Raw genomic sequence first — 23915 nt, forward strand, 5'->3', positions numbered from 1 at the left:
CCCTGACGGATTACTTTTCCGGGAAGCTTTATGATTAAAATGAACAAGTTTTATAAGATATAAAGGAGTGTGTCATTTGAATATAAAAAATATAGAACCTACGCCAAGCCCAAATACCATGAAAATCATCCTCACAGAGGAACTGCCTGCAGGACGAAGCAATAATTACAAAAAAGGCCAGGCAGAACATGCACCAATGCTGATTCAGGACATTTTAAACATTGAGGGTATCAAAGGTGTCTACCATGTGGCTGATTTCCTTGCTGTAGAAAGGAATGCCAAATATGATTGGAAGGATATTTTAATTAAAGTCCGCCAGACATTCGGGGAGGATACATCCTCAGAATCCGCTGGCAGCAGCATTCTTGATCATTATGGTGAAGTGGCTGTTTCAATACAGCAATTCAAGGGTATCCCCATGCAGATAAAATTGAATGACGGAGAACAGGAAAAAAGGTTTGGGCTTCCTGCGATTTTTTCAGATGCAGTGGCGAGAGCCCAAAAGACGGACGACAATGTCGTTATGCTGAGAAAGTGGAAAGAGTACGGAGTGCGTTATGGAGATATGGACGCAATCGGCGCTGAAGTAAGTGAAGAGATTATGGCTGCCTACCCAAAAGAACGCCTGGAGCAGCTTGCGAACAATGCACAAGCAAGCAATAAGGGCAAGGAAATTTTGGCGAAAAGACCTCAGGCAAAGCTAACCGAAGAGGTTCTTGCTTGCGACAATTGGGAAAAAAGATATCAGGTTCTGGAACAGATGGCCAGCCCGTCCGCTGAAGATATCCCGCTGCTTGAAAAAGCGCTGGATGACGAAAAAGTATCGATCCGCAGGCTTGCAGTTGTCTATTTGGGCATGATTGAAAATCCTGCCGTGCTTCCGGGTCTGTATAAAGGGCTTATGGATAAAAGTGCTGCAGTAAGAAGGACGGCGGGTGACTGTTTATCTGATTTAGGATTCGACGATGCTATGGACCAAATGGCACATGCACTCAATGATAAAAGCAAGCTTGTGAGATGGAGAGCAGCCATGTTTTTGTATGAATCCGGTGATGAGCGGGTATTGCCTGCCCTGAAAGAAGCAGAAAATGATCCTGAATTTGAGGTGGCCATGCAGGTTAAGATGGCTATCAGCAGGATTGAAAATGGCGAAGAAGCAAAAGGTTCAGTCTGGAAGCAAATGACAGAATCCAGACAGAACGGAGAAAATAAACCAGTACTATAGAACTTTGGACTGCAGCCCAATTGTCAGGCAACGGACAATTGAGCTGCAGTTTTTTTATGCTCTGCAAAAAAGTTCTAAACTGAAAGAAAATGCGGGTTCCGCCGATCAGTGTGTGCAGATAATCAGAAGTGTAAACCGGCAGATTTGAGCACTTTAGCCTGTTTTGATATGTAAACCCTTTCAAAAAAAATAATAGAGAAAAAAATGCATTAATTATTGAAATTATCAGAAAAGTTCTCTATATTGAAAAGAAAACAACTGGAGGGACAAAACATGAAAAAAGATTTGAGGATAAAAAGTAAAGTAATCAGTGAAGGGGGGCCAACACGGGTTCCAAACCGGGCCATGCTTCGGGCTGTAGGTTTTACGGACGAAGATTTCAAGAAACCGATGATTGGGATCGCAAGCACATGGAGCGAGGTGACACCCTGCAATATACATATTGATGAGCTAGCCAGAAAAGCCAAGCGAGGAGCGGGGGATGCAGGCGGAGCGCCAATGATTTTTAATACAATTACCGTATCTGATGGCATCTCAATGGGAACCGAAGGCATGAGGTATTCGCTTCCGAGCAGAGATTTGATTGCAGATTCCATTGAAACGGTTGTTGAAGGGGAAAGCCTTGACGGTTATGTGGCGATTGGGGGATGCGATAAAAATATTCCAGGCTGCATGATGGCTATAGCGAGAATTAATCTTCCCTCTGTTTTTGTTTACGGAGGAACCATTCAGCCAGGAAAATTGGATGGCAAAAATATTGATATTGTTTCTGCTTTTGAGGGAGTGGGGGCGTACAATGCCGGCAAACTGGATGAGGAAGGTCTCCATAAAATTGAATGCAATGCATGTCCCGGTTCGGGATCCTGCGGCGGCATGTACACAGCCAATACGATGGCAAGTGCAATTGAAGCACTTGGGATGAGCCTTCCGGGCAGTTCATCAAATCCAGCTGAAACGGCCGAGAAGCACGAAGATTGTTATAAGGCGGGACAGGCTGTTTACCATTTGCTTGAGGAAGGCATCTATCCAAGGGATATTTTGACGAAAGAAGCATTTGAAAATGCCATAGCGGTCGTGATGGCTCTGGGAGGATCTACAAATGCTGTTCTGCACCTGATGGCTATAGCCAACTCAGCGGGAGTCCATTTATCACTTGAAGATTTTAATGCTATGCAGAAGAAGGTGCCGCACATAGCTGATCTGCGCCCAAGCGGAAAATATGTGATGCAGGATCTTCACGAAATTGGCGGTATCCCTGCTTTGATGAAGCATTTATTAAAAGCAGGCCTGCTCCATGGGGAGTGTCTGACCGTTACTGGAAAAACTGTTGCGGAAAATCTTGAGGAATGGCCTGATTTTGAAGAAGGGCAAAAAATCATCTTTCCTGTTGACAAGCCGTTAAGCAAAGAAGGGCCATTGGTGATCCTGAAAGGGAATCTTGCCCCGGATGGTGCTGTAGCAAAGGTTTCTGGACTAAAGGTGCGGGAAATGACAGGTGCAGCTAAAGTATATAATGATGAACCCAGTGCGACAGAAGCGATATTGAAAGGAGAAATAGAAGCAGGGGACGTTTTGGTTATTCGGTATGAGGGTCCAAAAGGCGGTCCGGGGATGCCTGAAATGCTATCCATCTCAGGAATGCTTGTGGGCAAGGGTCTCGGTGAATCTGTCGCACTTCTGACGGATGGCCGTTTCTCAGGAGGGACACATGGTCTTGTCATTGGGCATATTGCACCAGAAGCACAGGTTGGCGGCCCCATTGCCCTGATTAAAACAGGTGATGTCATCACAATTGATACAAACAGACAGGTGCTGAAGGTACATGTATCGGACGATGAGCTACAGGAAAGAAAATTGCAATGGCAGGCTCCGCCGCTTGTGAAAAGAGGGACACTTGCGAAATACGCCAGACTGGTTTCATCTGCTTCAAAAGGTGCGGTAACAGACTTATTTGAAGAAGAAGAAATTAAAGCGCCAGCTATGACAAAGTGAGTGGGAAACTGGAACGGGAGAATTAGAATCTCCCGCTCCAGTTTTTTTATGAAATGTTGTTTTGGAGGGTACTAACCAGTCATGGAGCACAGGTTTTGCATATCTTATCAATATTATAGTATGCTAAAGAGAAATCATGTAACTACAGGAGGTTATCATAATGTCTATGGCATATGAAGAATATATGAAACAAATGGTCAAGCCGATGCGTGCAGAGCTGGTTCAGGCAGGATTTGAAGAGTTAACGACAGATGAAGCAGTCGAAAACTTTATGGAAAATAACGAAGGAACGGCTTTGGTTGTCATTAATTCTGTTTGCGGCTGTGCTGCAGGGCTTGCGCGTCCGGCTGCAACTCAAGCTGTACTCCGCGCAGAAACTAAGCCTGAAAAGCTGGTGACTGTTTTTGCAGGACAAGATAAAGATGCAACAGAAAAAATGCGCGAATACTTTAAGGGAATTGAACCATCTTCCCCGTCGATGGCATTAATCAAAGGAAAAGAAGTGCTTCACTTCATTCCGCGCCACGAAATCGAAGGCCATCCGATGGAAGAAATCATGGAAAGCCTGATTTTATCTTTTGACCGCTTAAAATAAAACAACCAAAAGGGTATGCTCACAGCATTCCCTTTTTTAGAGGAGATTTTTATGTTTGTGACCACCCCGGGAAGAACAGACGAAGAGAGCATAGCAAAGGCAAAGTCATTTGCTGAGGAGATGGGCTTATCATATGTGCCAAGAAATAAACAATCTATCAGAAAACTGCAGCAAATTACAAATAGCGACTGTCTTGTTCTTGGGAAAGAAAGATACGAACTTTATCGGCTGAACGAAAGGGAGCCATTCTTTTTTCACCCGAATCTGGCATCGATTCGAATCAAGAGACTGGAAAAAGGGGAACAGGATGCTTATCTGGCTGTGGCCGGAATAGCTAAGGGAAGTGAGGTTCTCGACTGTACTCTGGGGCTTGGCTCAGATGCAATTGTCGCAAGCTATGCTGCAGGTGCTAGGGGCCGTGTAACCGCCATTGAAGAAAATCCTTATCTGTCGCTTCTTGTAGAAAAGGGGCTTTCGGAGTGGAAAACAGGCAATGAAAAAATGGATGAAGCTATGAAGAGAATAGAGGTTAAGACAGCGCCGCATTTGAAGGTGCTTGAGGCGCTTCCGGATAATAGCTATGATGTTGTTTATTTTGATCCAATGTTCGAGACCGCCATTAAAGAGTCCAGCGGCATACAGGCGTTAGCCTTTTTCGCCTCCAGGCACGGCCTGACCCTGGAAACGGTCAGGGAAGCAAAAAGGGTCGCCAGAAAACGTGTCGTTTTAAAGGACCATTATAAAAGCAGCCGATTTAATGAATTTGGATTTCAAACTGTTCAACGAAAAACCTCTAAATTTCATTTTGGATTTATGGATATCAATGAATGAAACCAATAACAAGAAAGAGGCAAAAGTAATTTTTGCCTCTTTCTTGTTTCTATTGCATTAATTGAGATAATCTTCTTCGTTCAGGCCGCTTGCTTTTCCTTCCCTGCTTGAATCAGCTGCACCGAACATTTTGCCTTCTGAAAAGCTGATGCCCTGGACATTGCCAATAGGATGCGGAACCTCATTGAAAGCAAATCCCATTCCTTCAAGATGTCCCTTGCTGCTCATATCCATTCCTGCTTCCCACTCAATATGCGGCCCCATTGGCGTGAAAATACGCGGCTCTTCAATGGCGGATTTCAGATCCATGTTGAAATCAAGGACATTCAGTATCGTTTGGGATACAGAGCTGATGATGGTTGGCCCTCCAGGAGAACCAAGCGTAAGAACAGGCTTTTTATCCTTGAAAATAATAGTCGGGCTTTTACAGCTTACCGGGCGTTTTCCCGGCTCAGCCTGATTCATTCCTCCAGGCATGGAATCGAAATCGGTAAGCTCGTTATTCAGCATAAACCCGTATTTCGGCACCATTACTCCAGAGCCGAAAGGGTGCTCGACTGTGGATGTACAGGCGACAATGTTTCCCCACCTGTCTGCGACCGTAAAATGGGTTGTTTCACTTAATTCATCTAGCTCCGGCTGTCTTACAACATCCCTTTTCGGTACATTGTCATATACCCATGGATTGCCGAAATCAATTTCATTATTGCGTTCTTTAAAATTAATGAATGCTTTACGTTCTTTCAGGTACTTTTCATCAAAAAGACCTTTCAGCGGCAGCTCTGCAAACTCCGGGTCGGCAAGGAAGGCTTTTTTATCTGTGAAAGCGAGTCTCATGGCTTCGGCAATCAGATAATATTTTTCCCATGAACGAGGGCCATATTGCTCAATGTGAAAATCTTCAAGTATTTTAAGAATCTGCAGAACAGTTGATCCGCCAGCACTTGGAGCAAAGGAGGAAACAATTTCATAGCCTTTATAAGTTGCCCGCATTGGCTCATCAATGGTGATTTTATAATCCTTTAAATCCGACATTTCCATAAAACCGCCTAATTCCTTAATGGCAGAAATGATCGCTTCGCCGATTTCCCCCTCATAAAATGCTGAAATTCCTTCACGCTGCAGAATCCGGTAGGTATGTGCCAAATGCTCTTTTTTCAGGATTTCTCCTTCCTTCAGCTTTTTGCCTTCCGGGGCGAACAATCTCTGGGCTTCATCTCCAAGTCGGTAATGAAAGTTTTCAAGGGCATCCGTGAACACCCAATTGACAGGAACTCCTTCTTCGCAAAATTCAATGGATGGCTCAATCAAATCTGCAAGAGGCTTGGATCCATATTTCAGGCGTGCTTCCTCCATGGCTTTTAAGATACCCGGTATGCCGACTGCAGTGGCATCGGTCGATCTCTTCTTAAATGGAATTACTTCTCCGTTTTCATCTAAAAACATTTCTGGATGTGCCGCCTTTGGAGCCCGCACATGTCCGTCAAAAATTTTCACGGCATCTTCTTCCTTATTGTAAACCATCATAAACCCGCTTCCGCCAATGCCGGTCATCATAGGTTCCACAATATTCAATGCAAACTGGATGGCAATAGCGGCATCTACTGCGTTTCCCCCTTCTTTTAAAATTTTTTCTCCGATATCCGTCGCAATCGGATGTGCAGTAACAACCATTCCTGCATTTCCTTCTGCTGTTTCTCTTTCATAAGAGTGATTTTTAGAACGGCCCATGTAGGCTTTGCTGTTTTCAGTCATATGTATACCTCCTCAAATTTTATTGCTGCAGAAAATGAATAGGCAGGAAGAGCTAAAAAACCTTGCCGAATAATTAGGCAAGGCTCATGAAGATAGCTGATAGTTTAAATATTCATCATTCAATCGGCAATTTCGAGGTAAATGAAATACATTAACATCAATATGCTTAGAATCATAAATACAGCTGACCATTCCATTGAAGCCCCTCCTTGGAAAAATCTATTCATTAAGTATATCCGCCGCCTTGTCCTTCTATGTGGTTTTAAATTAAATAATGCCTTAAACGTTAAAGCTGCTTTAGAATATCAATACCTTTTTTTAATGAATTTAAAACCTTATGCTCACTGGAAAATAGCGGGCATTAAGAAAAAGGGGCGAATGAAGAAGCGGGGTTTCTGGTAAAATGCTGAAATTAATATTCGTAATATCCCAGAAACCAAAGTATACTGGAATTATAAAAGACAGCCACTGAGCTGTCAGGAATCTTGAATGTTTGACACTGATACTGATGCGTAAGGGGATATGTCATGAAAGGTGCTAAATGGTTCAAAAAAAGTCTGATTGTTTTAGTTTCTGCCCTGACATTCGGGCTTGTTACTCCAGCTGATTTTAACTGGCTTGGTGAGACAGATTCTGCCAAGCATCCGGAAAAGGATTCACAAGAAGCCAATTCTGCAAGATATGGTGCCTCTGTCCAGAACGTCAATAAAAACATAGAAGAGGAATTATTCAGCCAAAATGATTTCATCCAGAATATTGTCTCCAAGGGAGAAGAGAATGCGTATTGTAAATTCGGCGGCAAAATAAAACCGAAAATCCAAGCAGAATTTAAAGCTGTAATCCTTCCAAAAATGGAGGCAGCCATTGCCGAAATGGCCTCCAGCCATCAAGAAGAAGAATTACGGCAGCTCGCTATTACAGAAAATCCTGCTTCAGGGCGCGGAGAAAAAATCTTTCATATTTATAATGAGAATAATGGGGAAGACATTATGAGATTTCATGTCAGGCAGGAGAATCCTCCTCAAGAAGGCTATTGGTTTAATTTCCATTATCACACCTATCATGATCAATTTGCTGCCCACCATGATTTGGGCAGGATTTACTGGGACAAAAACACACCGCCAAAATGGTCCTCGCAAGGGATGCTATCATAAGGCTGAAACAGGGTTTTTATTGAAAAAGATTTTGGAAAAGCGTACACTAGTATAATATAATCTGGTATTTGGAACCTTCGGCCGCAGGTTCCTTTTCCATTGTCTTCATATACAACTCATATTAAAATTTTTAGGAGGAACATCCTGTAATGCTGAATCATATCTTGGATACTTATGCACAATTCTTTGATTGGGAAATGTGGGGCAAAATACTGACAGATCCGGTAAGCTGGGGTCTGATCGGGACATTAATTATACTTGAGGGACTTTTATCAGCCGATAATGCCCTTGTGCTAGCAGTAATGGTCCGCCATCTGCCAAAAAACAAGCGCAAAAAAGCATTATTCTATGGTTTGCTTGGTGCATATGCCTTTCGATTTATAGCCATTGGTCTTGGAATTTTCCTTATCAAGCTCTGGTGGATCAAAGTACTGGGCGCTGCATATCTAGCATGGCTTTCAATTAAATACTTCCTTGATAAACGCAAAGGCGAATCTGAAGAAGATGAAGTGAAGGGCATGTCAAAAGAGAGCTTGCTTATCCGTATGTTTGGGACTCTCTGGGGTACTGTCGTAGCGGTTGAACTGATGGATATCGCATTTTCCGTTGATAGTGTACTTGCAGCCTTCGGGGTCAGCAACAAAGTCTGGGTCCTTCTTCTGGGCGGAATGATCGGCGTTCTGATGATGCGGGGAGTGGCAGGCGTATTCCTGAATCTGATTGATAGAATTCCAGAACTGGAAACAGCCGCATATGTGCTGATTGCCATTATTTCCATTAAAATGTTTCTATCGGTCTTTCATATCGAAATATCATCCACGATTTTCTTCTTGCTGATCGTCATTACATTTGGCTTGACTTTCATCCTGCATTTCCGCAAAAGCAAGAATCTGAAAGAACAATAAAAATATGGACAAGAAAAAAAGCTGGCGGCTGCGTCAGCTTTTTTTCTTACGCTCTTTTCTTGAAGATTGTTATTTTTTATTGAGTTCTGTAAGGCGATCTTATTATTAAATGAGGTTGATTTGGCGCGAAAGGTGCGATACTCCTGCTTAGATTAGCGGGAAGGTGAGACACAAAGGCATTTCTGTGAAGGCTCACCGCTTGCGTGGAAGCGAGCTTCCTGGAGCAGAAATCAACCCCTTGTTCCCTAGCAGCAACGTTTACGAAAACAGTCTTTCTTATAATCATGAGCGGCTTGTGCAGTCTTCAAATGTTACATATTCCTGCTCTTTTGCCTGAAAAATATGCGGAATATGCCCAAAAATAATAGGAAAAAGAGGGCAGGAATCATAACAGATAAGGAAACAGAGTGAACAAGCGGCATGAGGATAAAACCAAGGAAAATCGAAAAAAATATTAAATCAAGATATACGAATATTTCAAGATTCATGATTTCAATCACTTCTTCTGTGATTTCTGGCTTGCTTTGCAGAATTGCTTTTTTGCTGTAAGTTCTCATATCTATCACCTTGTAGTTTTGAATAAGTCAGACTTTAAAAAGCGCAGTTTGTCAGAAAGAGGATGAAGCATGTGCTGTATATACATCAAATCATTCTTTTAGTGATTCAGACGCTGCAGACCTGTTAAATAATGTTCAACATGGGAATCAGATTAATAATAAATTATGTAAAAAAACGAAAATGGTTACTTCCTGTAAAGAATACCGAAAAGACATTCATGTGTTAGAATGATAATGAGATTCCAGGAAAGGCTGGTCACAATGAAACAATATCTTGATTTATGCAAACACGTATTAGACAATGGCACAATAAAAAGCGACAGAACAGGAACCGGAACAATCAGCACATTTGGATATCAGATGAGATTTGATTTGCAGGATGGATTTCCGCTGCTTACTACAAAAAAGTTAAGCCTGAAGGCCATCATCCATGAGCTTCTTTGGTTTTTAAAAGGAGATACCAATGTAAAATATCTTCAGGATAATGGTGTCCGCATCTGGAATGAATGGGCGGACGAGAATGGGGAACTTGGACCGGTATATGGACATCAATGGCGCTCATGGAGTGCTCCTGATGGCAGCAGTATTGATCAGATTACTGAAGTAATTGAAATGATAAAAAAAGATCCTGATTCAAGGCGCCTGATTGTCAGTGCATGGAATCCCGGGGAAATTAGTAAAATGGCGCTTCCGCCGTGCCACGCATTTTTTCAGTTTTATGTGTCGGAAGGAAAGCTGTCCTGCCAGCTTTATCAGCGTTCTGCAGACGTGTTCCTTGGGGTGCCGTTTAATATAGCTTCCTACGCGCTCCTGACATTAATGATTGCCCAGGTATGCGGCTTGAAGCCAGGGGAATTTGTGCATACCTTTGGTGATGTACATATTTACTCCAATCATGTAGAGCAGGTGAAATTGCAGCTTACCCGCGAACCCAAAGCACTCCCGGTAATGAAATTGAATCCCGAAGTAAAGGATATCTTCGGTTTTTCTTATGAAGACTTCGAACTGGAAAATTATGAAGCGCATCCTCATATAAAAGGAGCGGTCAGTGTATGATTTCATTGATGCTTGCAATGGACGAAAATAGGGTGATTGGAAAGGATAATAAACTTCCCTGGCACCTGCCGGCAGATCTTCAGTATTTTAAGAAAATGACCACTGGCCATTCTGTAATTATGGGCAGGAAAACCTTTGATTCAATAGGGAGACTTCTGCCCGGCCGAAAGAATATCATTCTTACCAAAAATAAATCTTTCGAGGCAGAAGGAGCCGAAGTTTACCATAACATACTTGAGTTGAAGAAAATGGCAGAAAGAGAGAACGATGAAGTTTTTGTGATCGGAGGAGCCGAGATATTCAAAGAGATGCTGCCGATATCAGATCGGCTGTATATTACCCATATACACCATGTGTTTGAAGGAGATGTATTTTTCCCGGAAGTAGCAGAAGAGCAGTGGTCAAGAATATCATTGACTCCAGGTGAACAGGATGAAAAAAACAAATATCCATTCGACTTTGCTGTTTATGAGAAAAAACAAAGCTGATTCATTTAAAACTGGCTGATTTGGAAGGCATTCATGGAACATAAAACTTTTTCTTATCCCTTGGCCGACCTTATTAAAAAGCTGTTTTCGTAAAAAAACAAATAGAGCCTATTATAAAAAATCCGTACTTAATCCAAATTTTAAGTACGGGTTTTTATGTTTGGCTCTTTTTTTTAGGCTGTTTTCGTAAACTTTGTTGCTATGGAACAAGGGGTTGATTTCCGCTACAGGATGGTCCGCTTTCCGCGGGGCGTGCGCTGAGCCTCCTTGCCTTGCGTCTGCGGGGTCTCATCTGTCACGCTAATCCCGTCGGAGTCTTCGCACCTTTCGCTCCAATCAACCTGCTTTAACAATAGATTTGCCTCGAAAACTTATTAAATAACAACAACCTTTAAGAAAAGAGCCTTTTTTTAAGATTGTTGTTTTTTAATTGTTCTGTGAAGCGATCCTGTTGTTAAACCGGGTTGATTGGAGTGTAAGCAATTTGCTGAAGAACTCATTTTTTTGCTTGTCTTTTTAATTCTCCTAAAAGAGCAATTAACGTTGAAACAAACATAACACCCATAAAGGTACCATTTATAAATCTATGGTCTGTAAAATTCAATACTGTTACAAAAAAAGATAAAGCTGCTGATACAATCAAAGATAGTTTTCCCATATTTTCACCTGCATGTAAAATTGTCATTCTTAATTCAATATAATTGTCCTTTAACAGAATAAGTCTAATAAATATAATACTATAAAAAGTACATACACCTTGGTCCAATTGAAAAGCAACAATCTTTACGAATAGAGCTACATTTATTCAATCTCCAATCACACATCCGGAATAGAAGATATCATTTTAAAACACTCCAGATTCATAGATTCTTGAATTTATATAATTGGAGCAAATGGTAAGTAATAATATTTGAATTTTTAGAAAAATTAATTGATTTATCGCGTTGAAGTGTTATAATTTAAAAATTATATTAAAAGGAAAGCAGGGATATGATGGCCGGGACAGCATCCTTAAAAAAACGGATCGGAATTGAAGAAATACTTATAGCAAACAGAGAATTAAAAGAGGTTGTCGTTCATACCCCGCTGCAGAAAAGTGAAAGATTATCAGAGAAATATGAATGCAGCCTCTATCTGAAACGTGAAGATCTTCAGCATGTGCGCTCTTTTAAGCTCAGGGGAGCCTATTATAAAATGAAAAGTCTTCGTGAAGAAGAAACGAAAAACGGGATTGTCTGTGCAAGTGCAGGCAACCATGCTCAAGGAGTCGCTTTTTCCTGCAGCCAGCTTGGCATACACGGGAAAATTTTTATGCCTGCTACCACTCCAAGACAAAAAGTGAAACAGGTTGAACTTTTTGGCCGGGATAAAATACAAATTATTCTTTCTGGCGACACATTTGATGATGCATTTGCCGAAGCAAAGCTTTGTGCGGATAAAGAAGAAAGAAGCTTTATACATCCCTTTGACGATGAATGGGTCATTGCAGGCCAGGGGACTGCTGCCGTCGAGATATTAAACGATTGCGAAGAAAAAATTGATTATCTTTTTGCTAGTATAGGCGGAGGGGGCCTGATGGCAGGGTTATCTTCCTATTTTTCCGCTCTTTCTCCAGAGACAAAATGCATGGGGGCAGAGCCTGCAGGTGCTGCCTCCATGAAGTTTTCTTTTGAACAGGAAGAAGTAAGAGAATTAGCGGAAATTGATACATTTGTTGATGGTGCTGCAGTGAAGTGTGTGGGCCGCAAGACCTTTGAGATATGCAGGGAAAATGTAGCTGATATCCTGAAGGTTCCGGAAGGGAAAGTGTGCACGTCTATCCTGGAACTGTACAACGAACACGCCATCATCGCAGAGCCTGCCGGAGCTTTGCCTGTTGCTGCTCTCGATTTCTGCAGAGAGCAGATAAAAGGAAAAACTGTTGTCTGTGTCATCAGCGGAGGCAATAACGATATAAGCAGGATGCAGGAAATTAAAGAAAAATCGTTGCTGTATGAGGGCCTGCTTTATTACTTTATCGTGAATTTCCCGCAAAGGGCAGGAGCATTGAGAGAATTCCTTGATGAAGTTCTAGGGCCGGATGATGATATTTCCAGATTTGAATATACAAAGAAAAACAATAAGGAAAGCGGACCTGCTCTTGTGGGTGTGGAGCTTAAAAGCCGGCACGATTACGACGGGCTGATTCAGAGGATGAAGAAAAAGGCATTTCCTTTTGTGGAAGTGAATAAAGACAGCAATCTATTTCACCTCTTAATCTGAAATATGGTCTAATTATTCCGAAATTTTAATTTTATATGGAAGACAAGGATGTATTGAGTTAAAATGAATAGGAAGTTAAGATTTTTTTAACGTTCGCAATTACTGGTATGAGGAAATTACGCAAAGCCTATACGGGGCTTTAACATCAAAGGAGATGTGTTTATGCTTTCAAATATTGGCTTGCCGGGCCTATTTATTATTCTTATATTAGCACTAATTGTCTTTGGACCGAAGAAACTTCCTGAAATCGGCCGTGCCGCAGGACAAACTCTAAAGGAATTCAAGAACTCTGCACGTGAATTGACCAGTGACAGCAAAGAGGAAATCGAAGAAAAGAAAAATATCATGAAATAAAGTGAAACTGCCAGCTGCAGGTGTTCTTACTCCCAGCTGATGGCAGTGAAAGGCCCCATGTTTCTGCCGCAAATATTCCCGATTTTGCAGGGGAATTACTGCTTGTCCATAAGGGTTTAAACAGGTGCGGGATGAGGCCATCTTGCACCTGTTTAGCGGTAAAGGGCTCATGTGGGTATTGGACTATTCCGACACTTGAATTTAATAGAGAAGGCGTGATGAACTTGGCAGACCAGGATTTACACATCATTGAACACCTGGAGGAACTGAGAAAAAGGCTCATTATCTCTGTTGCTGCTTTTTTTGTTTTTTTTATATTGGCTTTCATTTATGTGGAAGATATCTATAAGTGGTTTATCCGGGATCTGCATATGAAACTGCTCGTACTGGGGCCAAGCGATATTATTTGGATATACTTCACTCTTGCGGCAGTTATCGCAATAGCTGGAACCATTCCCGTGCTGGCATTTCAAATATGGCTATTTGTAAAGCCCGCACTTATGCCGAATGAAATCAGAGCAACATTAGCATATATTCCGGCCCTTTTTCTTCTTTTTGCAGGTGGCCTTGCATTCGGGTATTTCATCATTTTGCCAATGGTTTTTAAATTCCTCCTCAACATCGGGGGAGATATGTTCACCGCTGCTTTTACAGCAGAAAGGTACTTCCGTTTTGTTCTGAATATGACTCTTCCATTTGGGGTTCTATTTGAGCTTCCAGTGGTCACCATGTTTTTGACATCAATAGGGATCATTAATCCATTTGTGCTGCAGAAACTGAGGAAATATGCTTATTTTGTTCTGGTTATCATTGCTGTAGTGATTACACCGCCGGATTTTATGTCAGACTTCATTGTGACACTTCCTTTGCTGTTTTTATATGAAATCAGCATCTCGCTTTCTAAGATTGTCTTTAAGCGGAAGCAAAAAAGGGAAGCCATGCAGGAATTTAGTCTGCAAAACCATTAAAGACACGAAGGGGGCTTTTTTAAAGCGCCTTTTTTTTTAGGCTCTTTTCTTAAAGATGTTGTTTTTTAAATTTGTTATGTGAGGCGTTCCCATTGTCAAGTCAGGTTGATTGGAGCGTAAGGTGCGAGACTTCTTCGGGATAAGCAGAACAGGTGAGACCTAAGAAGCAGGTGCAGCCGAGGAGGCTCACCGCCTGCCACGCGGAAAGCGAGCATCCTGGAGCGGAAATCAACCACCTTGTTTCATAGCAGCAAAGTTTACGAAAACAGCCTTTTTTTATGAAAAAATCCTCTAAGGCTTAAAGCTTGTCTTCGTACAATCGTGTATATAGAAAACGGGATTTGGCAACGTCACCTGTCTGTGGTCAGGACTTGAAAATAAGGAATTATCGACAAACATGATGTACAGTGCATATAAAAAATTCAGTGTAATAGGGTTGCTATTGAATAGAACGTGTTTTTTTAGCTGAAATAGGGAAAAGGAATAAAACATCATGTGAGGGAGAGATTTTCAAATGAATATCACAGCAGAAACCGTAGTGACCCGTGTAGATTTTGCGAAAAATATAAAGGAAGAAGAGGGGTTTGTCCTTTTTGATTTTTCCTATGAAGAGGAACTGGCACATGTCAGGGTAAAGGACGACCTGTCTCTCATTGAAGTGAAATGCAGGAACATGTCCAAAGAGCTCGAAGAAGGTTTTGAGCAGGAAATAACAGAAAAATTAACCGGTCTTGCTTAATACACTGTCAGCAAACATCAAAGCATGAAGGAAATGTCCTCATGCTTTTTTTGTCTGCTTTCTTCCTCTTATAGACATTCAGCGTTTTTCAATAACGAAGGTATCTGATAATAATGCCCAGTTTTGCGGAAAAGGATAGCCTAGTACCCAGTAGCTGATTCCCCTTAATCCATAGGTTTTTACCAGATCAAACTTTGCTTTGGCACTTCTTGCATCTTCAAACCAGACTTCATGGCTCTGCCCAGAGCTGTCCTGGTAGTTAAAATAGGGAGATTGGGCGACTGGATTATATTTTATTGCTGCATTATATTTCACGGCTCTGCGAATTGCTTCCTGCATATCAAATGTTTCAGCCTCCTGTCCTTCTTTATGTGGAATAAGCCAGTCTCTGGCATAAAGCTGAAATCCCATTAATATCTTTTTTCCGGGCATGACTGTTATGGCATAATCCAATACACGCTTCATTTGATCCAGCGGGGATATGGCCTGCGGAGGCCCTTTTCGGTATCCCCATTCATAGGTCATGAGCACGGTAAAATCGAGAATTTTTCCATGTGCAGCATAATCATGTGCTTCAACTAAAGGCCCCTTTTGCTCCGAACTGGTCTTCGGGGCGAGTGAAGAACTGACAAAGTAGCCTTCCTGATGTAATTTATCAGCTGCAAGCTTAAGAAAACGATTATAGAAATCACGGTCTTTAGCCGCAGTATTTTCGAAATCAATATTCAAACCCCTGTAGCCTTTCTTTTTCATCACAGCAAGAATATTCGATAAAAGCTTTTCCGTTAATTGCCTATCAGATAAGATGGCGTGTGCCAGCTCGGTACCTGCTTCAGAAGAAGAGAAATTTGTTATGGACATGATCGGTACAACCCCATTTGACAGTGCAGCCTCAACAGTAGGGACATCATCAAGCGGTCCAAGGGTCCCATCTTTTCTCATCAGATAGGCAAAAGGGCATACAAAGGTCAAATCATACGCAGCTTCTCTCACGTCCCTTGCTCCGGATTGGCCATACCTATTTGTAAATGCATTCACTTCAATTCGGGGTCTGGATTTTCGTGGAATTTTGATGATTTGACCTTCTGTTAGCACAGAAGAGCTTGAAAGATTGTTTGCCTGCAAAAGCGATTTTACGCTTGTTCCGTACATACCTGCTATTTTATGGATAGAATCAGCTTTCTTCACCCGGTGAAAAACTGCCGGTATGGTAAGCTTCTGCCCAGGATAAACCTTAGATAAAGATGACAGTGAGTTGATTAGCAGAATTTCCTGGGGTGTCGTGCTGAAATAATCTGCAATACCAGTAAGGGTATTTCCTGGCATAACTTTGTAGGTAAGATATCGTTCAGGAATAAGCAGTGCCATGCCAATTAACAGTTTATCCGGATATTCTAGCGCATTTACTTCAGCAATTTTGCTTGCACTCACACCGTATTGCTGAGAAATGTGCCATAGCGTATCGCCTTCATGCACAACATGTATTTTCAATATTTACAGCCCTCCTTTTTGCTTTTTGACTGTTTGCTTTCAATGTATTCCCCCATCAGCCCGTACTATTCCCTTCTCCAAAGCTGTTACCCGCTTGACGCTTACCGGAAAAATACAGTTTGTAAAAAGCTCTGAATGAAGAAAGCCCATAATTGGAGGAAGTGTTTATGGCGGGCAGGAGCAATCTGCATTCCTTGAATGTAACACCAAAGCGCTTTGCACCATTTTCATTATTGAAATTAGAGTAGGAGTAGGCTTTCTGCCCTTACAGATTGAAGTAATATTTAAAAGCTGCAAGGAAATTGCTTCACGTTTGGCGAATATTCCTTTATAGCCTTTTAAACTTTACTGCTTATGGAACAAGGAGGCTGATATCTGTTCAGGGATTCTTACTTTCCCGGGCAGGCGGTGAGCCGGGATCTCTGTTCCGCTAATTAAAGCAGGTGTCCCGCACCATACGCTCCTATCAAAGGGACTCAACAATGGAATCGCCTTACAGAACAAAAAATAACAATAATCTTTAAGAAAAGAGCATGTTAAAAGTAGCCAGCGAAGAATGGGAGAGAGGTGCTGCATGATGGAAAATGGCATGGTAAATCCTCAGGTTGATGAGTTTTTTAGTAAAGCAAAAAAGTGGAAGGCAGAATATGAGGCAATGAGGAAAATCGTTCTTGATTGCGGATTGAGCGAAGACTATAAATGGAAACATCCCTGTTACACTTACGGGGGGAAAAACATAGTGTTAATACATGGTTTCAAAGAATATTGTGCGCTTCTGTTTCACAAAGGCAGCTTGCTGCAGGATGCGCACGGGATTTTAGTTCAGCAAACGGAAAATGTACAGGCAGCGCGCCAAATCCGTTTCCGTGATGTTCAAGAAATAGTCGAAATGGAGACCATTTTGAAACACTATATAAGAGATGCCATTGAAGTGGAAAAAGCCGGATTGGAAGTGGATAAAAAGAATATTGAAATAATACCTGATGAACTGAAAAATGCATTCAGTGAAATCCCGGCTTTGAAAACCGCCTTTGAACAATTGACTCCGGGCCGTCAAAGAGCCTATATTCTTTATTTCTCCAATCCCAAACAAACCAAGACCCGCAAGTCCCGGATTGAAAAAAACATACAGCAAATTCTTAATGGCAAGGGATTGAATGATTAATCGAACGGGGAGGAAGAACAATCTCAAACCTTAAAATAATCCGGGTTTAATGTTCACCTGAACTCACTTGACTATTAGTCCAGTATTGGAGGTAACCGGGACAATTGCCGGCAGCCATTATTATCGGGAAACAGGTAAATGAAAGGTTATTTTTTGCAGGAGAAATACATTTTTTTCTTTTTTTGTGTATAATAAGAATAATCGGTGGAAAATGAGGATTGATATTTTGCTTTTTAAAAACCTGGAGTTCAAAAATGGTATTGGACATAAGGTGAAAATAACAGATATCCCCGTCTTATTGCCAGGCGACCCCAATTATTTTATGGTCACCGCCAGGCTGGAGATGCTCATGAATCATGTTTATCGCAAAACGGATTGCCCAGTTAATTGTTCCTTTAAGGAATATTTAGCTGCCGTTTTAAGATGGCCGGATTATCAAAAAATGTTTTTAGAGGAACACTTGAAAAGCAATGCCTGACACTAAAGACTGTCTTAACCACCAGAATAGCCCGGAAGAAACGGCTTAGTTAATATTCCTGAGCTGCCAGATTCCGGACGGTCTTCTGCTGGCCGGAGACGGTCTTTTTTTTTATTGATACATAGCAGTGCTGTCTAAATTACAGCTGTAATTATTGGAAATAAGTCTAATTCGTGAATTATAAAAATATACTAGCCTTTACACCATAAAATTCGGTTTGAAAGCACTTGCCGAAAAGGTATAATACAATAGAATTGCCACCCGAAGGATGTGAAACATTGAAAAAAGTCAAAATTGTTACTGATTCAACAGCAGATATGACACCAGAAGAATTTGAAAAATACGGGATAACAATGATTCCGCTATCCATTTGCATAGATGGGGAAACTTTCCTGGACAAAATTGAAATCGAACAAGAAGAATTTTTGACACGAATGAGAAATGCTAAGGACCTTCCTAAAAGCTCTCAGCCCTCAGCAGGAGTTTTTTTGGATGTTTATAATAAACTGGGCGAAGATGGCAGTGAAATCATTTCGATCCATATGACTGGCGGAATGAGCGGAACAGTGAAAACAGCTGAAAGTGCCGCAACCATGACGGATTCGAAAGTAACGGTCATTGATTCAAGTTTCATTTCAAAATCACTGTCTTATCAGGTGATAGAAGCTGCTGAAATGGCCAACGCCGGAAAAACCGCAGCTGAAATAGAAGCCAGGCTAGACCAAATCAGAAAAAATTCTAGCCTGATTATTGTTATTGATACATTGGAAAATCTGGTGAAGGGCGGAAGAATCGGGAAAACGGCCGCATTCATTGGCTCATTGCTGAATATTAAGCCAATCGCAGAGCTTGAATCAGGAGTTTTGAATCCGATTACAAAGGTGAGAAGCCAATCGCAGGCGATTAAATGCCTTGTCAGCCGATTTAAAGCCGATACAGAAGGCAAAAAACTGTCAGGAGTCGGTATCGTGCATGCCAATGGCTATCAGCTCGCTGCTAAAGTTAAAGATGCCATTTGCAGTATTACTGGACTTGAAACGATTACTATTGAAGGTACTACTCCTGTAATCAGCACTCACACAGGAGAGGGTGCAATGGCACTCATGTACTATTGGGATTAAATAATTTAATGAACCTTCTTCTTCTTGAACTTTTTGCGGGAATAGAAGATAGGAGGTTTTTTTTGCTGTTTTCTTAGAGAAGGCTGTTTTCGTAAGCTTTGTTGCTATGTAATAGAGGGTTGTTTCCGCTTCAGGATACTCGCTTCCCGCTAATCGCACCTTTCCCTCCAATTAACCTCATAAAATAATGAGGTCCATAATAGAACTCATGAAAGAAACAACAAACTTTGGGAAAAGAGCTTTTTTCGATCACTATAGATTTAATCCCTGTTTATTGATTTCTATTAATAACTGGTTGATTTTTTTATATTCAGGGAATTCCGGAAGCTGTGATTTTTTTAATGCAGCTTTTAAATGGCCATCATACATCTCGACCATTTCTAATGCCTGCTCAAAGGAAAATTTCCCATTGCGGCAGTCGAGTAGCAAATGCCTATTTGTTCTAAATGTACTGTAGTCCCCGGTTTCAAGGATTTCTATAGCACTTGTAAGAAGCCTGATGCTGTGCATGAAGAATTTTGTATCATAGCCATAAACCTCTATTAAATCCTGTCTTCCGGAACCAGTGATATTTTTATTTTTCAATTTTTGAATCTGAGAATAAGCATAGCCGCCGAATTTTTTCTGAATATGCTTAGATAAAAACAAATGCCGGTTATCAATTAATATCTGCCCTAATTGTGTTACTTTTACATAATCACTTTGTTTCACAAAAAGGATATCAATATTATTTGGTACACCGCCCATGGCATCTTTTACAAACTTATTGATATGAATGATATTCACATCAACATCATCTTTGGTATTTTTAAAATTCTTTCCGCCGCTTGTATTATATTCATTAAAAGATTCTAAACCTAAGTAGTACTCAGGAGGCGGAATGCAAATGCCTTTGAAGTCCCTGTCTGATGTTTCTGTATTAGTTCCATATGCATAGCTCCCAGCAGGGGAAAGAATGATGGTTCTTTCTTCAAGCCATGGCAAATTAGATGTTTGTAAGTCAAATTCACTCATTTTACACCCTCCCTTAATAAACTTACTTTTCCTTGTATTATCTCCTGATTTACCTTTAGGGCGTTCATCATGGAGCTGTTCTTCACCCGCAGATGGAAAAAAATTAGGCCCGATTCACATATTCCTTGCACCTGTAAGCCCTCAACTGGGATAAATCATGAAACGTTAAGTATGACATACATATATTAGGAGGGAAATAAGATAAGGCGGTGGGCGGACTGAGTGAAAAAGTACTTTTTTTCGGCGATTTGGGCATCGATGATATATTTGCGCTTTTTTATGCGTACTACTCAGAAGATATTGAAGTGGTCGGTGTGGTTGCAGATTATGGAAATGTTTCGAAAGATGAAGCCGTTAAAAATGCCCGCTACCTTCAAAAAATCTTTAAAAAAGATGTGCCTGTTATGGGTGGGGCCAGGATACCACTGACAGGAAAAGAGCCAGAGTATTTTCCGGAAATCCATGGTCTTGAAGGACTTGGTCCTTTGTCGATAGCCGATGAGCCTAGCTCGACGTTTGAAAATTTCTTTGAAGTTGCACCTCTGATTGATAAGTATGAAGGGAATTTGACTTTAATCAACGTGGGCAGGCTGACATCCCTAGCCTCGGCATTTGTGTTTTTTCCTGAAACAATGAAAAAAATCAAAGATTTTTATATTATGGGCGGGGCGTTCAATTATCCCGGGAATGTTACCCCGGTAGCAGAAGCTAACTTTCATGGAGATCCAATTGCAGCTAACATCGTATTTTCCAGAGCTCCGAGAAAAGTCAGGATATTCCCGCTAAATGTAACCCAAAACAGCATCATCACACCTTACGTGATGGATTATGTTATTTCTGAAATGAACAGCGGAAAAATGGAACCGGCAAAAATACTAAAACCAATGTATGACTTCTACTTCAATGCCTACAAAAAACAGAATCCTTCCATCCAGGGAACACCGCTTCATGATTTAATGACCATGTGGGCCATTAAAGATAAACAATGCATTATTTTCGCTGATGCTCCTGTAAAAGTGATAACTGAGGAAGGAGACGCATTTGGGCAAAGTATTGCAGACTTTAGAAAGATAAGGGAAAAGGCGCTATATCCTGTTCATAAAATTGCTCTCCGTGCCGACTATGCACGTTTTGTTAATTCTTTTGCAGAAACATTTATCAAAGGAAGCAACCGAAGTGCAAAATGAAAAAAGTCTTTTAAATGATAACCTCACCTTTTATTATCTGTTAAAATAATAAAAACAAGCCAAAATTATGAAGTAATAAGTTTGGGCTATTTTAACAGTTGTAAAACATAAAGGCGGGGTATAATGAAAAAGCTGCATACCGTTTTCATCCTCATGGGAATTTTTGCTGTACTGCTTTTATCAGCTTGCGGTAAGGAGGGTGTGCCAGGAGCCAAGAACTGGGATATTGAATCCTTTGCATTTACCAACCAGGATGGAAATACCATTTCCAAGCAAGATTTAAAAGGAAAAGTTTGGATAGCTGATTTTATGTTCACAAGCTGTCAGGATGTATGTCTGCCAATGACAGCCAATATGGTGAAGCTTCAGCAAATGCTTAAGGATAAAGGAATCGAAAATGTGGAATTTGTTTCCTTTTCAGTGGATCCAAATACAGATAAGCCAGCCGTTCTGAAGGAATTTGGACAAAGGTTTAAAGCCGATTTTGAAAACTGGAATTTCCTTACGGGGTACAAACAATCTCAGATAGAATCCTTTGCTAAAGACAGCTTTCATACCATTGTGCAAAAACCGGAAAATATGGATCAAGTCATGCATGGAATCAATTTTTACCTTGTAGATCAAAAAGGTAAAGTCATACAGTATTACAATGGTGTGAAAGGAACACCATTTGATGACATTGTAAAGCATATCAAGATATTGCAAGGCAGCAACTGAGACAGACAAACCCCTTTTCCAAAAATTCAGATGAGGAAAAAGGGGTTTTAATCTATTCCAAGCTTTGGTTTTTCAAACAATGCAGTTAATCGATCAAATTTTAATTGTAAGAATTTTAGGCAGAGCAATTATATGAAAGATGTCTAAGCACTTTTTGCCATATACTCGACGGATTTTTTTTCGGGGAATAATCGATGTATAACCCAGCGGTCTGCTCCAACTTTTCCTGCATTAATGCCAGCTATGAGGATGAAAATCCCGAGAATAATCATTTGCGGATTGGTGCTTACCGCACCTGAAAACATATAAGCAAAATTCATGGTGAGCCCCATTAACACAGAAAAAGAAGTGAATAATCCTAAAATCAGGCTAATCCCTACTAAAAACTCGCCCCATGGTACAAGTGTGTTAAAAAGTTCTATGTTTGGCAAGGCAAGTTCTTTTAAAAAGACACCCCACCAGGGCTGTACTGCTGGGTGGCTGCCTGATACCTGTTTTAAAGCTCCTTGCATAAAACCGGCTGCATCAAAATTCCCGCTGACGATTTTTCCCCAGCCTGCTTTCATCCATTGAATCCCGAGATACAAGCGAATAATGGCAAGGACATAAGAGACATAACGGTTAGTCCTTAAAAACTCAATAAACATATAAATCCTCCTTGAAAATAATTCTAATTGATAACGATTATCATTTTCACACACTTCCCAAAAGCGGTCAATATGAAAAAGGGATTAGTAAAGCAGCTGTTAAGATAATTAAATATACCTATAGTACAATTGGTCCGCTGAATTTGCCTTCATGCTCATACTGCTAAAAACATCAAAAAAAATGTTCAAATCTCACTCCTTCCCGAGGGTTTTACTTTGCTTCAGGACACCAAAAAAATATACAATAATCCTGATAAATTGCTGATAGTGATCTTTTAGCGAAATCAGATAGGAAGTTTTTTATTCTTTTTCCGTGTTATAATAAAGTGAAGACTTATAAAGATTCTGTAAAAAAGGAAGGTGGAGTTATGAGTAAAAAATTCACCTGTCTTTTAATATGCCTGCTATGGTTATCAGCTTGTTCCCGTGAAGCAGAAACTCCTGCAGCTGTAAATGGCGAAGGACAAAAAAACAGCCTCACGCTGGATAAAAAAGAAGATATTCCGGCATCCTTTTTTCCGGATCCGGTTCAAATAGTTTCAATCGGCGATTCATTGACTGAAGGGGTTGGCGACAGTACAGATAAGGGGGGATATGTTCCTTATCTGCAAAGACAGCTGGAAAAAGAGCCTTCCATCACGGCAGTTAATATCATCAATCACGGTGTACGGGGCAGCCGGACAGACCAATTGCTAAAAAGGATGGAACAGACTGAGACAAAGAGGGATATCAGAAAAGCTGACAGTGTCGTTATTACGATCGGCGGCAATGATATCATGAAGGTCGTCCGCAATCATTTTTCAGATTTACAAATGGAGCAGTTTGAACAAGCAAGAAAAGGGTATGAAAAAAGACTGGGGAAAATCATCAATAAAGTCAAAGAAGAAAATCAGCAAGCACAGATTTATTTAGTCGGAGTGTATAATCCTTTCTCTGATTATCTGACATCCTTCAAGGAACTCGATGTCATCAGTGAAGACTGGAATGACAGCAGCAGAAAAGTGCTGCGGAAATTCCCTGGCAGCCATTTTGTTGAAATTGAGGATATTTTCAGCAAGCAGGGAGAGAAATTATTATTCAAGGACGATAATTTCCACCCAAATGACAGGGGATATGAAAAAATTGCTTCCAGGATCTACCAGAATATGGAAGGGAACTCTCTAGGCGATAATACATTAGAAGCGAGTGCCAAAGGGAATGAGGAATAACTGAAC

At 40.9% G+C, this 23915-nt stretch carries 24 protein-coding genes; 18 read left to right on the forward strand and 6 right to left on the reverse strand.

Going from position 1 to position 23915, the window contains the following annotated elements; all coding sequences use genetic code 11:
• Positions 1–76 precede the first annotated feature (76 nt).
• The 4 genes from BM126_RS15325 (at position 77) to BM126_RS15340 (ending at position 4643) form a co-directional block, all read left to right on the forward strand.
• Positions 77–1225: a conserved virulence factor C family protein gene (locus BM126_RS15325; protein ID WP_090990332.1), complete on the forward strand. Its 1149-nt coding sequence runs from the start codon at positions 77–79 to the stop codon at positions 1223–1225.
• Positions 1226–1498: 273 nt separating this feature from the next.
• Positions 1499–3217, forward strand: a complete 1719-nt coding sequence (gene ilvD, locus BM126_RS15330) for a dihydroxy-acid dehydratase (protein WP_090990333.1) — start codon at positions 1499–1501, stop codon at positions 3215–3217.
• Positions 3218–3377: 160 nt separating this feature from the next.
• Complete coding sequence (locus BM126_RS15335) at positions 3378–3812, forward strand: BrxA/BrxB family bacilliredoxin (protein WP_090990334.1); 435 nt, start codon at positions 3378–3380, stop codon at positions 3810–3812.
• A gap of 51 nt (positions 3813–3863) precedes the next feature.
• On the forward strand, positions 3864–4643 hold the full coding sequence (locus tag BM126_RS15340) for a class I SAM-dependent methyltransferase (protein WP_090990335.1): 780 nt from the start codon (positions 3864–3866) through the stop codon (positions 4641–4643).
• Positions 4644–4700: 57 nt separating this feature from the next.
• Here BM126_RS15340 and ggt read toward each other — a convergent pair whose 3' ends face one another.
• Complete coding sequence (gene ggt, locus BM126_RS15345) at positions 4701–6398, reverse strand: gamma-glutamyltransferase (protein WP_090990336.1); 1698 nt, start codon at positions 6396–6398, stop codon at positions 4701–4703.
• Positions 6399–6925: 527 nt separating this feature from the next.
• Between ggt and BM126_RS15355 the strand changes: the two genes are divergently transcribed.
• Together BM126_RS15355 and BM126_RS15360 are read left to right on the forward strand one after the other, a co-directional pair.
• On the forward strand, positions 6926–7552 hold the full coding sequence (locus BM126_RS15355) for a YpjP family protein (RefSeq protein ID WP_090990338.1): 627 nt from the start codon (positions 6926–6928) through the stop codon (positions 7550–7552).
• A 149-nt stretch (positions 7553–7701) separates the two neighbouring features.
• A complete protein-coding gene (locus BM126_RS15360) occupies positions 7702–8457 on the forward strand; it encodes a TerC family protein (RefSeq protein WP_090990339.1) in 756 nt (251 codons plus the stop codon).
• 311 nt (positions 8458–8768) lie between these two features.
• On the opposite strand, the gene BM126_RS15365 is transcribed toward BM126_RS15360, so the two are convergent.
• Positions 8769–9014: a hypothetical protein gene (locus BM126_RS15365; protein ID WP_090990340.1), complete on the reverse strand. Its 246-nt coding sequence runs from the start codon at positions 9012–9014 to the stop codon at positions 8769–8771.
• Positions 9015–9275: 261 nt separating this feature from the next.
• On the opposite strand from BM126_RS15365, the gene BM126_RS15370 reads away from it, so the two are divergent.
• Together BM126_RS15370 and BM126_RS15375 are read left to right on the forward strand one after the other, a co-directional pair.
• Positions 9276–10070: a thymidylate synthase gene (locus BM126_RS15370; RefSeq protein ID WP_090990341.1), complete on the forward strand. Its 795-nt coding sequence runs from the start codon at positions 9276–9278 to the stop codon at positions 10068–10070.
• Positions 10067–10558 carry a dihydrofolate reductase gene (locus BM126_RS15375; RefSeq protein WP_090990342.1) on the forward strand — a complete coding sequence of 164 codons (492 nt, stop codon included), beginning with the start codon at positions 10067–10069 and terminating at the stop codon, positions 10556–10558. Before BM126_RS15370 ends, BM126_RS15375 begins: the two co-directional genes overlap by 4 nt.
• Positions 10559–11054: 496 nt before the next feature.
• Here BM126_RS15375 and BM126_RS22490 read toward each other — a convergent pair whose 3' ends face one another.
• Positions 11055–11243 (reverse strand): hypothetical protein, encoded by a 189-nt coding sequence (locus BM126_RS22490; RefSeq protein ID WP_177201456.1) that lies wholly within the window; start codon positions 11241–11243, stop codon positions 11055–11057.
• A gap of 308 nt (positions 11244–11551) precedes the next feature.
• On the opposite strand from BM126_RS22490, the gene ilvA reads away from it, so the two are divergent.
• From ilvA to BM126_RS15400, 4 genes are all read left to right on the forward strand, one after another.
• Complete coding sequence (gene ilvA / locus BM126_RS15380; RefSeq protein WP_090990343.1) at positions 11552–12820, forward strand: threonine ammonia-lyase IlvA; 1269 nt, start codon at positions 11552–11554, stop codon at positions 12818–12820.
• A gap of 162 nt (positions 12821–12982) precedes the next feature.
• Positions 12983–13174, forward strand: a complete 192-nt coding sequence (locus BM126_RS15385; RefSeq protein ID WP_090990344.1) for a twin-arginine translocase TatA/TatE family subunit — start codon at positions 12983–12985, stop codon at positions 13172–13174.
• A gap of 218 nt (positions 13175–13392) precedes the next feature.
• A complete protein-coding gene (gene tatC, locus BM126_RS15395; protein ID WP_371261466.1) occupies positions 13393–14142 on the forward strand; it encodes a twin-arginine translocase subunit TatC in 750 nt (249 codons plus the stop codon).
• 514 nt (positions 14143–14656) lie between these two features.
• Positions 14657–14881 carry a hypothetical protein gene (locus BM126_RS15400; protein ID WP_090990347.1) on the forward strand — a complete coding sequence of 75 codons (225 nt, stop codon included), beginning with the start codon at positions 14657–14659 and terminating at the stop codon, positions 14879–14881.
• A gap of 78 nt (positions 14882–14959) precedes the next feature.
• Here BM126_RS15400 and BM126_RS15405 read toward each other — a convergent pair whose 3' ends face one another.
• A complete protein-coding gene (locus BM126_RS15405; RefSeq protein ID WP_090990348.1) occupies positions 14960–16372 on the reverse strand; it encodes a glycoside hydrolase family 18 protein in 1413 nt (470 codons plus the stop codon).
• A gap of 577 nt (positions 16373–16949) precedes the next feature.
• Here BM126_RS15405 and BM126_RS15410 point away from each other — a divergent pair.
• The 3 genes from BM126_RS15410 (at position 16950) to BM126_RS15420 (ending at position 19136) form a co-directional block, all read left to right on the forward strand.
• Positions 16950–17537: a YdeI/OmpD-associated family protein gene (locus BM126_RS15410; RefSeq protein ID WP_090990624.1), complete on the forward strand. Its 588-nt coding sequence runs from the start codon at positions 16950–16952 to the stop codon at positions 17535–17537.
• A gap of 184 nt (positions 17538–17721) precedes the next feature.
• Positions 17722–18015, forward strand: coding sequence for a DUF2535 family protein (locus tag BM126_RS15415; RefSeq protein WP_371261461.1), 294 nt, complete (start codon positions 17722–17724; stop codon positions 18013–18015).
• 278 nt (positions 18016–18293) lie between these two features.
• Positions 18294–19136: a DegV family protein gene (locus BM126_RS15420; RefSeq protein WP_090990349.1), complete on the forward strand. Its 843-nt coding sequence runs from the start codon at positions 18294–18296 to the stop codon at positions 19134–19136.
• Between the two features lie 252 nt (positions 19137–19388).
• On the opposite strand, the gene BM126_RS15425 is transcribed toward BM126_RS15420, so the two are convergent.
• A complete protein-coding gene (locus BM126_RS15425; RefSeq protein ID WP_090990350.1) occupies positions 19389–20150 on the reverse strand; it encodes a nucleotidyltransferase domain-containing protein in 762 nt (253 codons plus the stop codon).
• 209 nt (positions 20151–20359) lie between these two features.
• Here BM126_RS15425 and BM126_RS15430 point away from each other — a divergent pair, with 209 nt between their 5' ends.
• Positions 20360–21337, forward strand: a complete 978-nt coding sequence (locus BM126_RS15430; protein WP_256213128.1) for a nucleoside hydrolase — start codon at positions 20360–20362, stop codon at positions 21335–21337.
• 123 nt (positions 21338–21460) lie between these two features.
• Positions 21461–22054 carry an SCO family protein gene (locus BM126_RS15435; RefSeq protein WP_090990351.1) on the forward strand — a complete coding sequence of 198 codons (594 nt, stop codon included), beginning with the start codon at positions 21461–21463 and terminating at the stop codon, positions 22052–22054.
• 143 nt (positions 22055–22197) lie between these two features.
• Here the strand turns inward: BM126_RS15435 and BM126_RS15440 are convergent, their stop codons facing one another.
• Complete coding sequence (locus BM126_RS15440; RefSeq protein WP_090990352.1) at positions 22198–22701, reverse strand: DoxX family protein; 504 nt, start codon at positions 22699–22701, stop codon at positions 22198–22200.
• 368 nt (positions 22702–23069) lie between these two features.
• Here BM126_RS15440 and BM126_RS15445 point away from each other — a divergent pair, with 368 nt between their 5' ends.
• The gene (locus BM126_RS15445) at positions 23070–23909 is read left to right on the forward strand and encodes an SGNH/GDSL hydrolase family protein (RefSeq protein ID WP_090990353.1); all 840 of its coding nucleotides are present in this window, start codon (positions 23070–23072) and stop codon (positions 23907–23909) included.
• The last annotated feature ends 6 nt before the right edge of the window (positions 23910–23915 follow it).

The sequence above is a fragment of the Bacillus sp. OV322 genome (assembly GCF_900112495.1).
Lineage (GTDB): Bacteria > Bacillota > Bacilli > Bacillales > DSM-1321 > Peribacillus.

Excerpts from the sequence above, each read along its gene's own strand:
- ilvD (WP_090990333.1), top strand. The coding sequence starts at position 1,499 with ATGAAAAAAGATTTGAGGATAAAAAGTAAAGTAATCAGTGAAGGGGGG.
- BM126_RS15335 (WP_090990334.1), top strand. The coding sequence starts at position 3,378 with ATGTCTATGGCATATGAAGAATATATGAAACAAATGGTCAAGCCGATG.
- BM126_RS15340 (WP_090990335.1), top strand. The coding sequence starts at position 3,864 with ATGTTTGTGACCACCCCGGGAAGAACAGACGAAGAGAGCATAGCAAAG.
- ggt (WP_090990336.1), bottom strand. The coding sequence starts at position 6,398 with ATGACTGAAAACAGCAAAGCCTACATGGGCCGTTCTAAAAATCACTCT.
- BM126_RS15355 (WP_090990338.1), top strand. The coding sequence starts at position 6,926 with ATGAAAGGTGCTAAATGGTTCAAAAAAAGTCTGATTGTTTTAGTTTCT.
- BM126_RS15360 (WP_090990339.1), top strand. The coding sequence starts at position 7,702 with ATGCTGAATCATATCTTGGATACTTATGCACAATTCTTTGATTGGGAA.
- BM126_RS15365 (WP_090990340.1), bottom strand. The coding sequence starts at position 9,014 with ATGAGAACTTACAGCAAAAAAGCAATTCTGCAAAGCAAGCCAGAAATC.
- BM126_RS15370 (WP_090990341.1), top strand. The coding sequence starts at position 9,276 with ATGAAACAATATCTTGATTTATGCAAACACGTATTAGACAATGGCACA.
- BM126_RS15375 (WP_090990342.1), top strand. The coding sequence starts at position 10,067 with ATGATTTCATTGATGCTTGCAATGGACGAAAATAGGGTGATTGGAAAG.
- BM126_RS22490 (WP_177201456.1), bottom strand. The coding sequence starts at position 11,243 with ATGACAATTTTACATGCAGGTGAAAATATGGGAAAACTATCTTTGATT.
- ilvA (WP_090990343.1), top strand. The coding sequence starts at position 11,552 with ATGGCCGGGACAGCATCCTTAAAAAAACGGATCGGAATTGAAGAAATA.
- BM126_RS15385 (WP_090990344.1), top strand. The coding sequence starts at position 12,983 with ATGCTTTCAAATATTGGCTTGCCGGGCCTATTTATTATTCTTATATTA.
- tatC (WP_371261466.1), top strand. The coding sequence starts at position 13,393 with ATGAACTTGGCAGACCAGGATTTACACATCATTGAACACCTGGAGGAA.
- BM126_RS15400 (WP_090990347.1), top strand. The coding sequence starts at position 14,657 with ATGAATATCACAGCAGAAACCGTAGTGACCCGTGTAGATTTTGCGAAA.
- BM126_RS15410 (WP_090990624.1), top strand. The coding sequence starts at position 16,950 with ATGGAAAATGGCATGGTAAATCCTCAGGTTGATGAGTTTTTTAGTAAA.
- BM126_RS15425 (WP_090990350.1), bottom strand. The coding sequence starts at position 20,150 with ATGAGTGAATTTGACTTACAAACATCTAATTTGCCATGGCTTGAAGAA.
- BM126_RS15435 (WP_090990351.1), top strand. The coding sequence starts at position 21,461 with ATGAAAAAGCTGCATACCGTTTTCATCCTCATGGGAATTTTTGCTGTA.
- BM126_RS15440 (WP_090990352.1), bottom strand. The coding sequence starts at position 22,701 with ATGTTTATTGAGTTTTTAAGGACTAACCGTTATGTCTCTTATGTCCTT.
- BM126_RS15445 (WP_090990353.1), top strand. The coding sequence starts at position 23,070 with ATGAGTAAAAAATTCACCTGTCTTTTAATATGCCTGCTATGGTTATCA.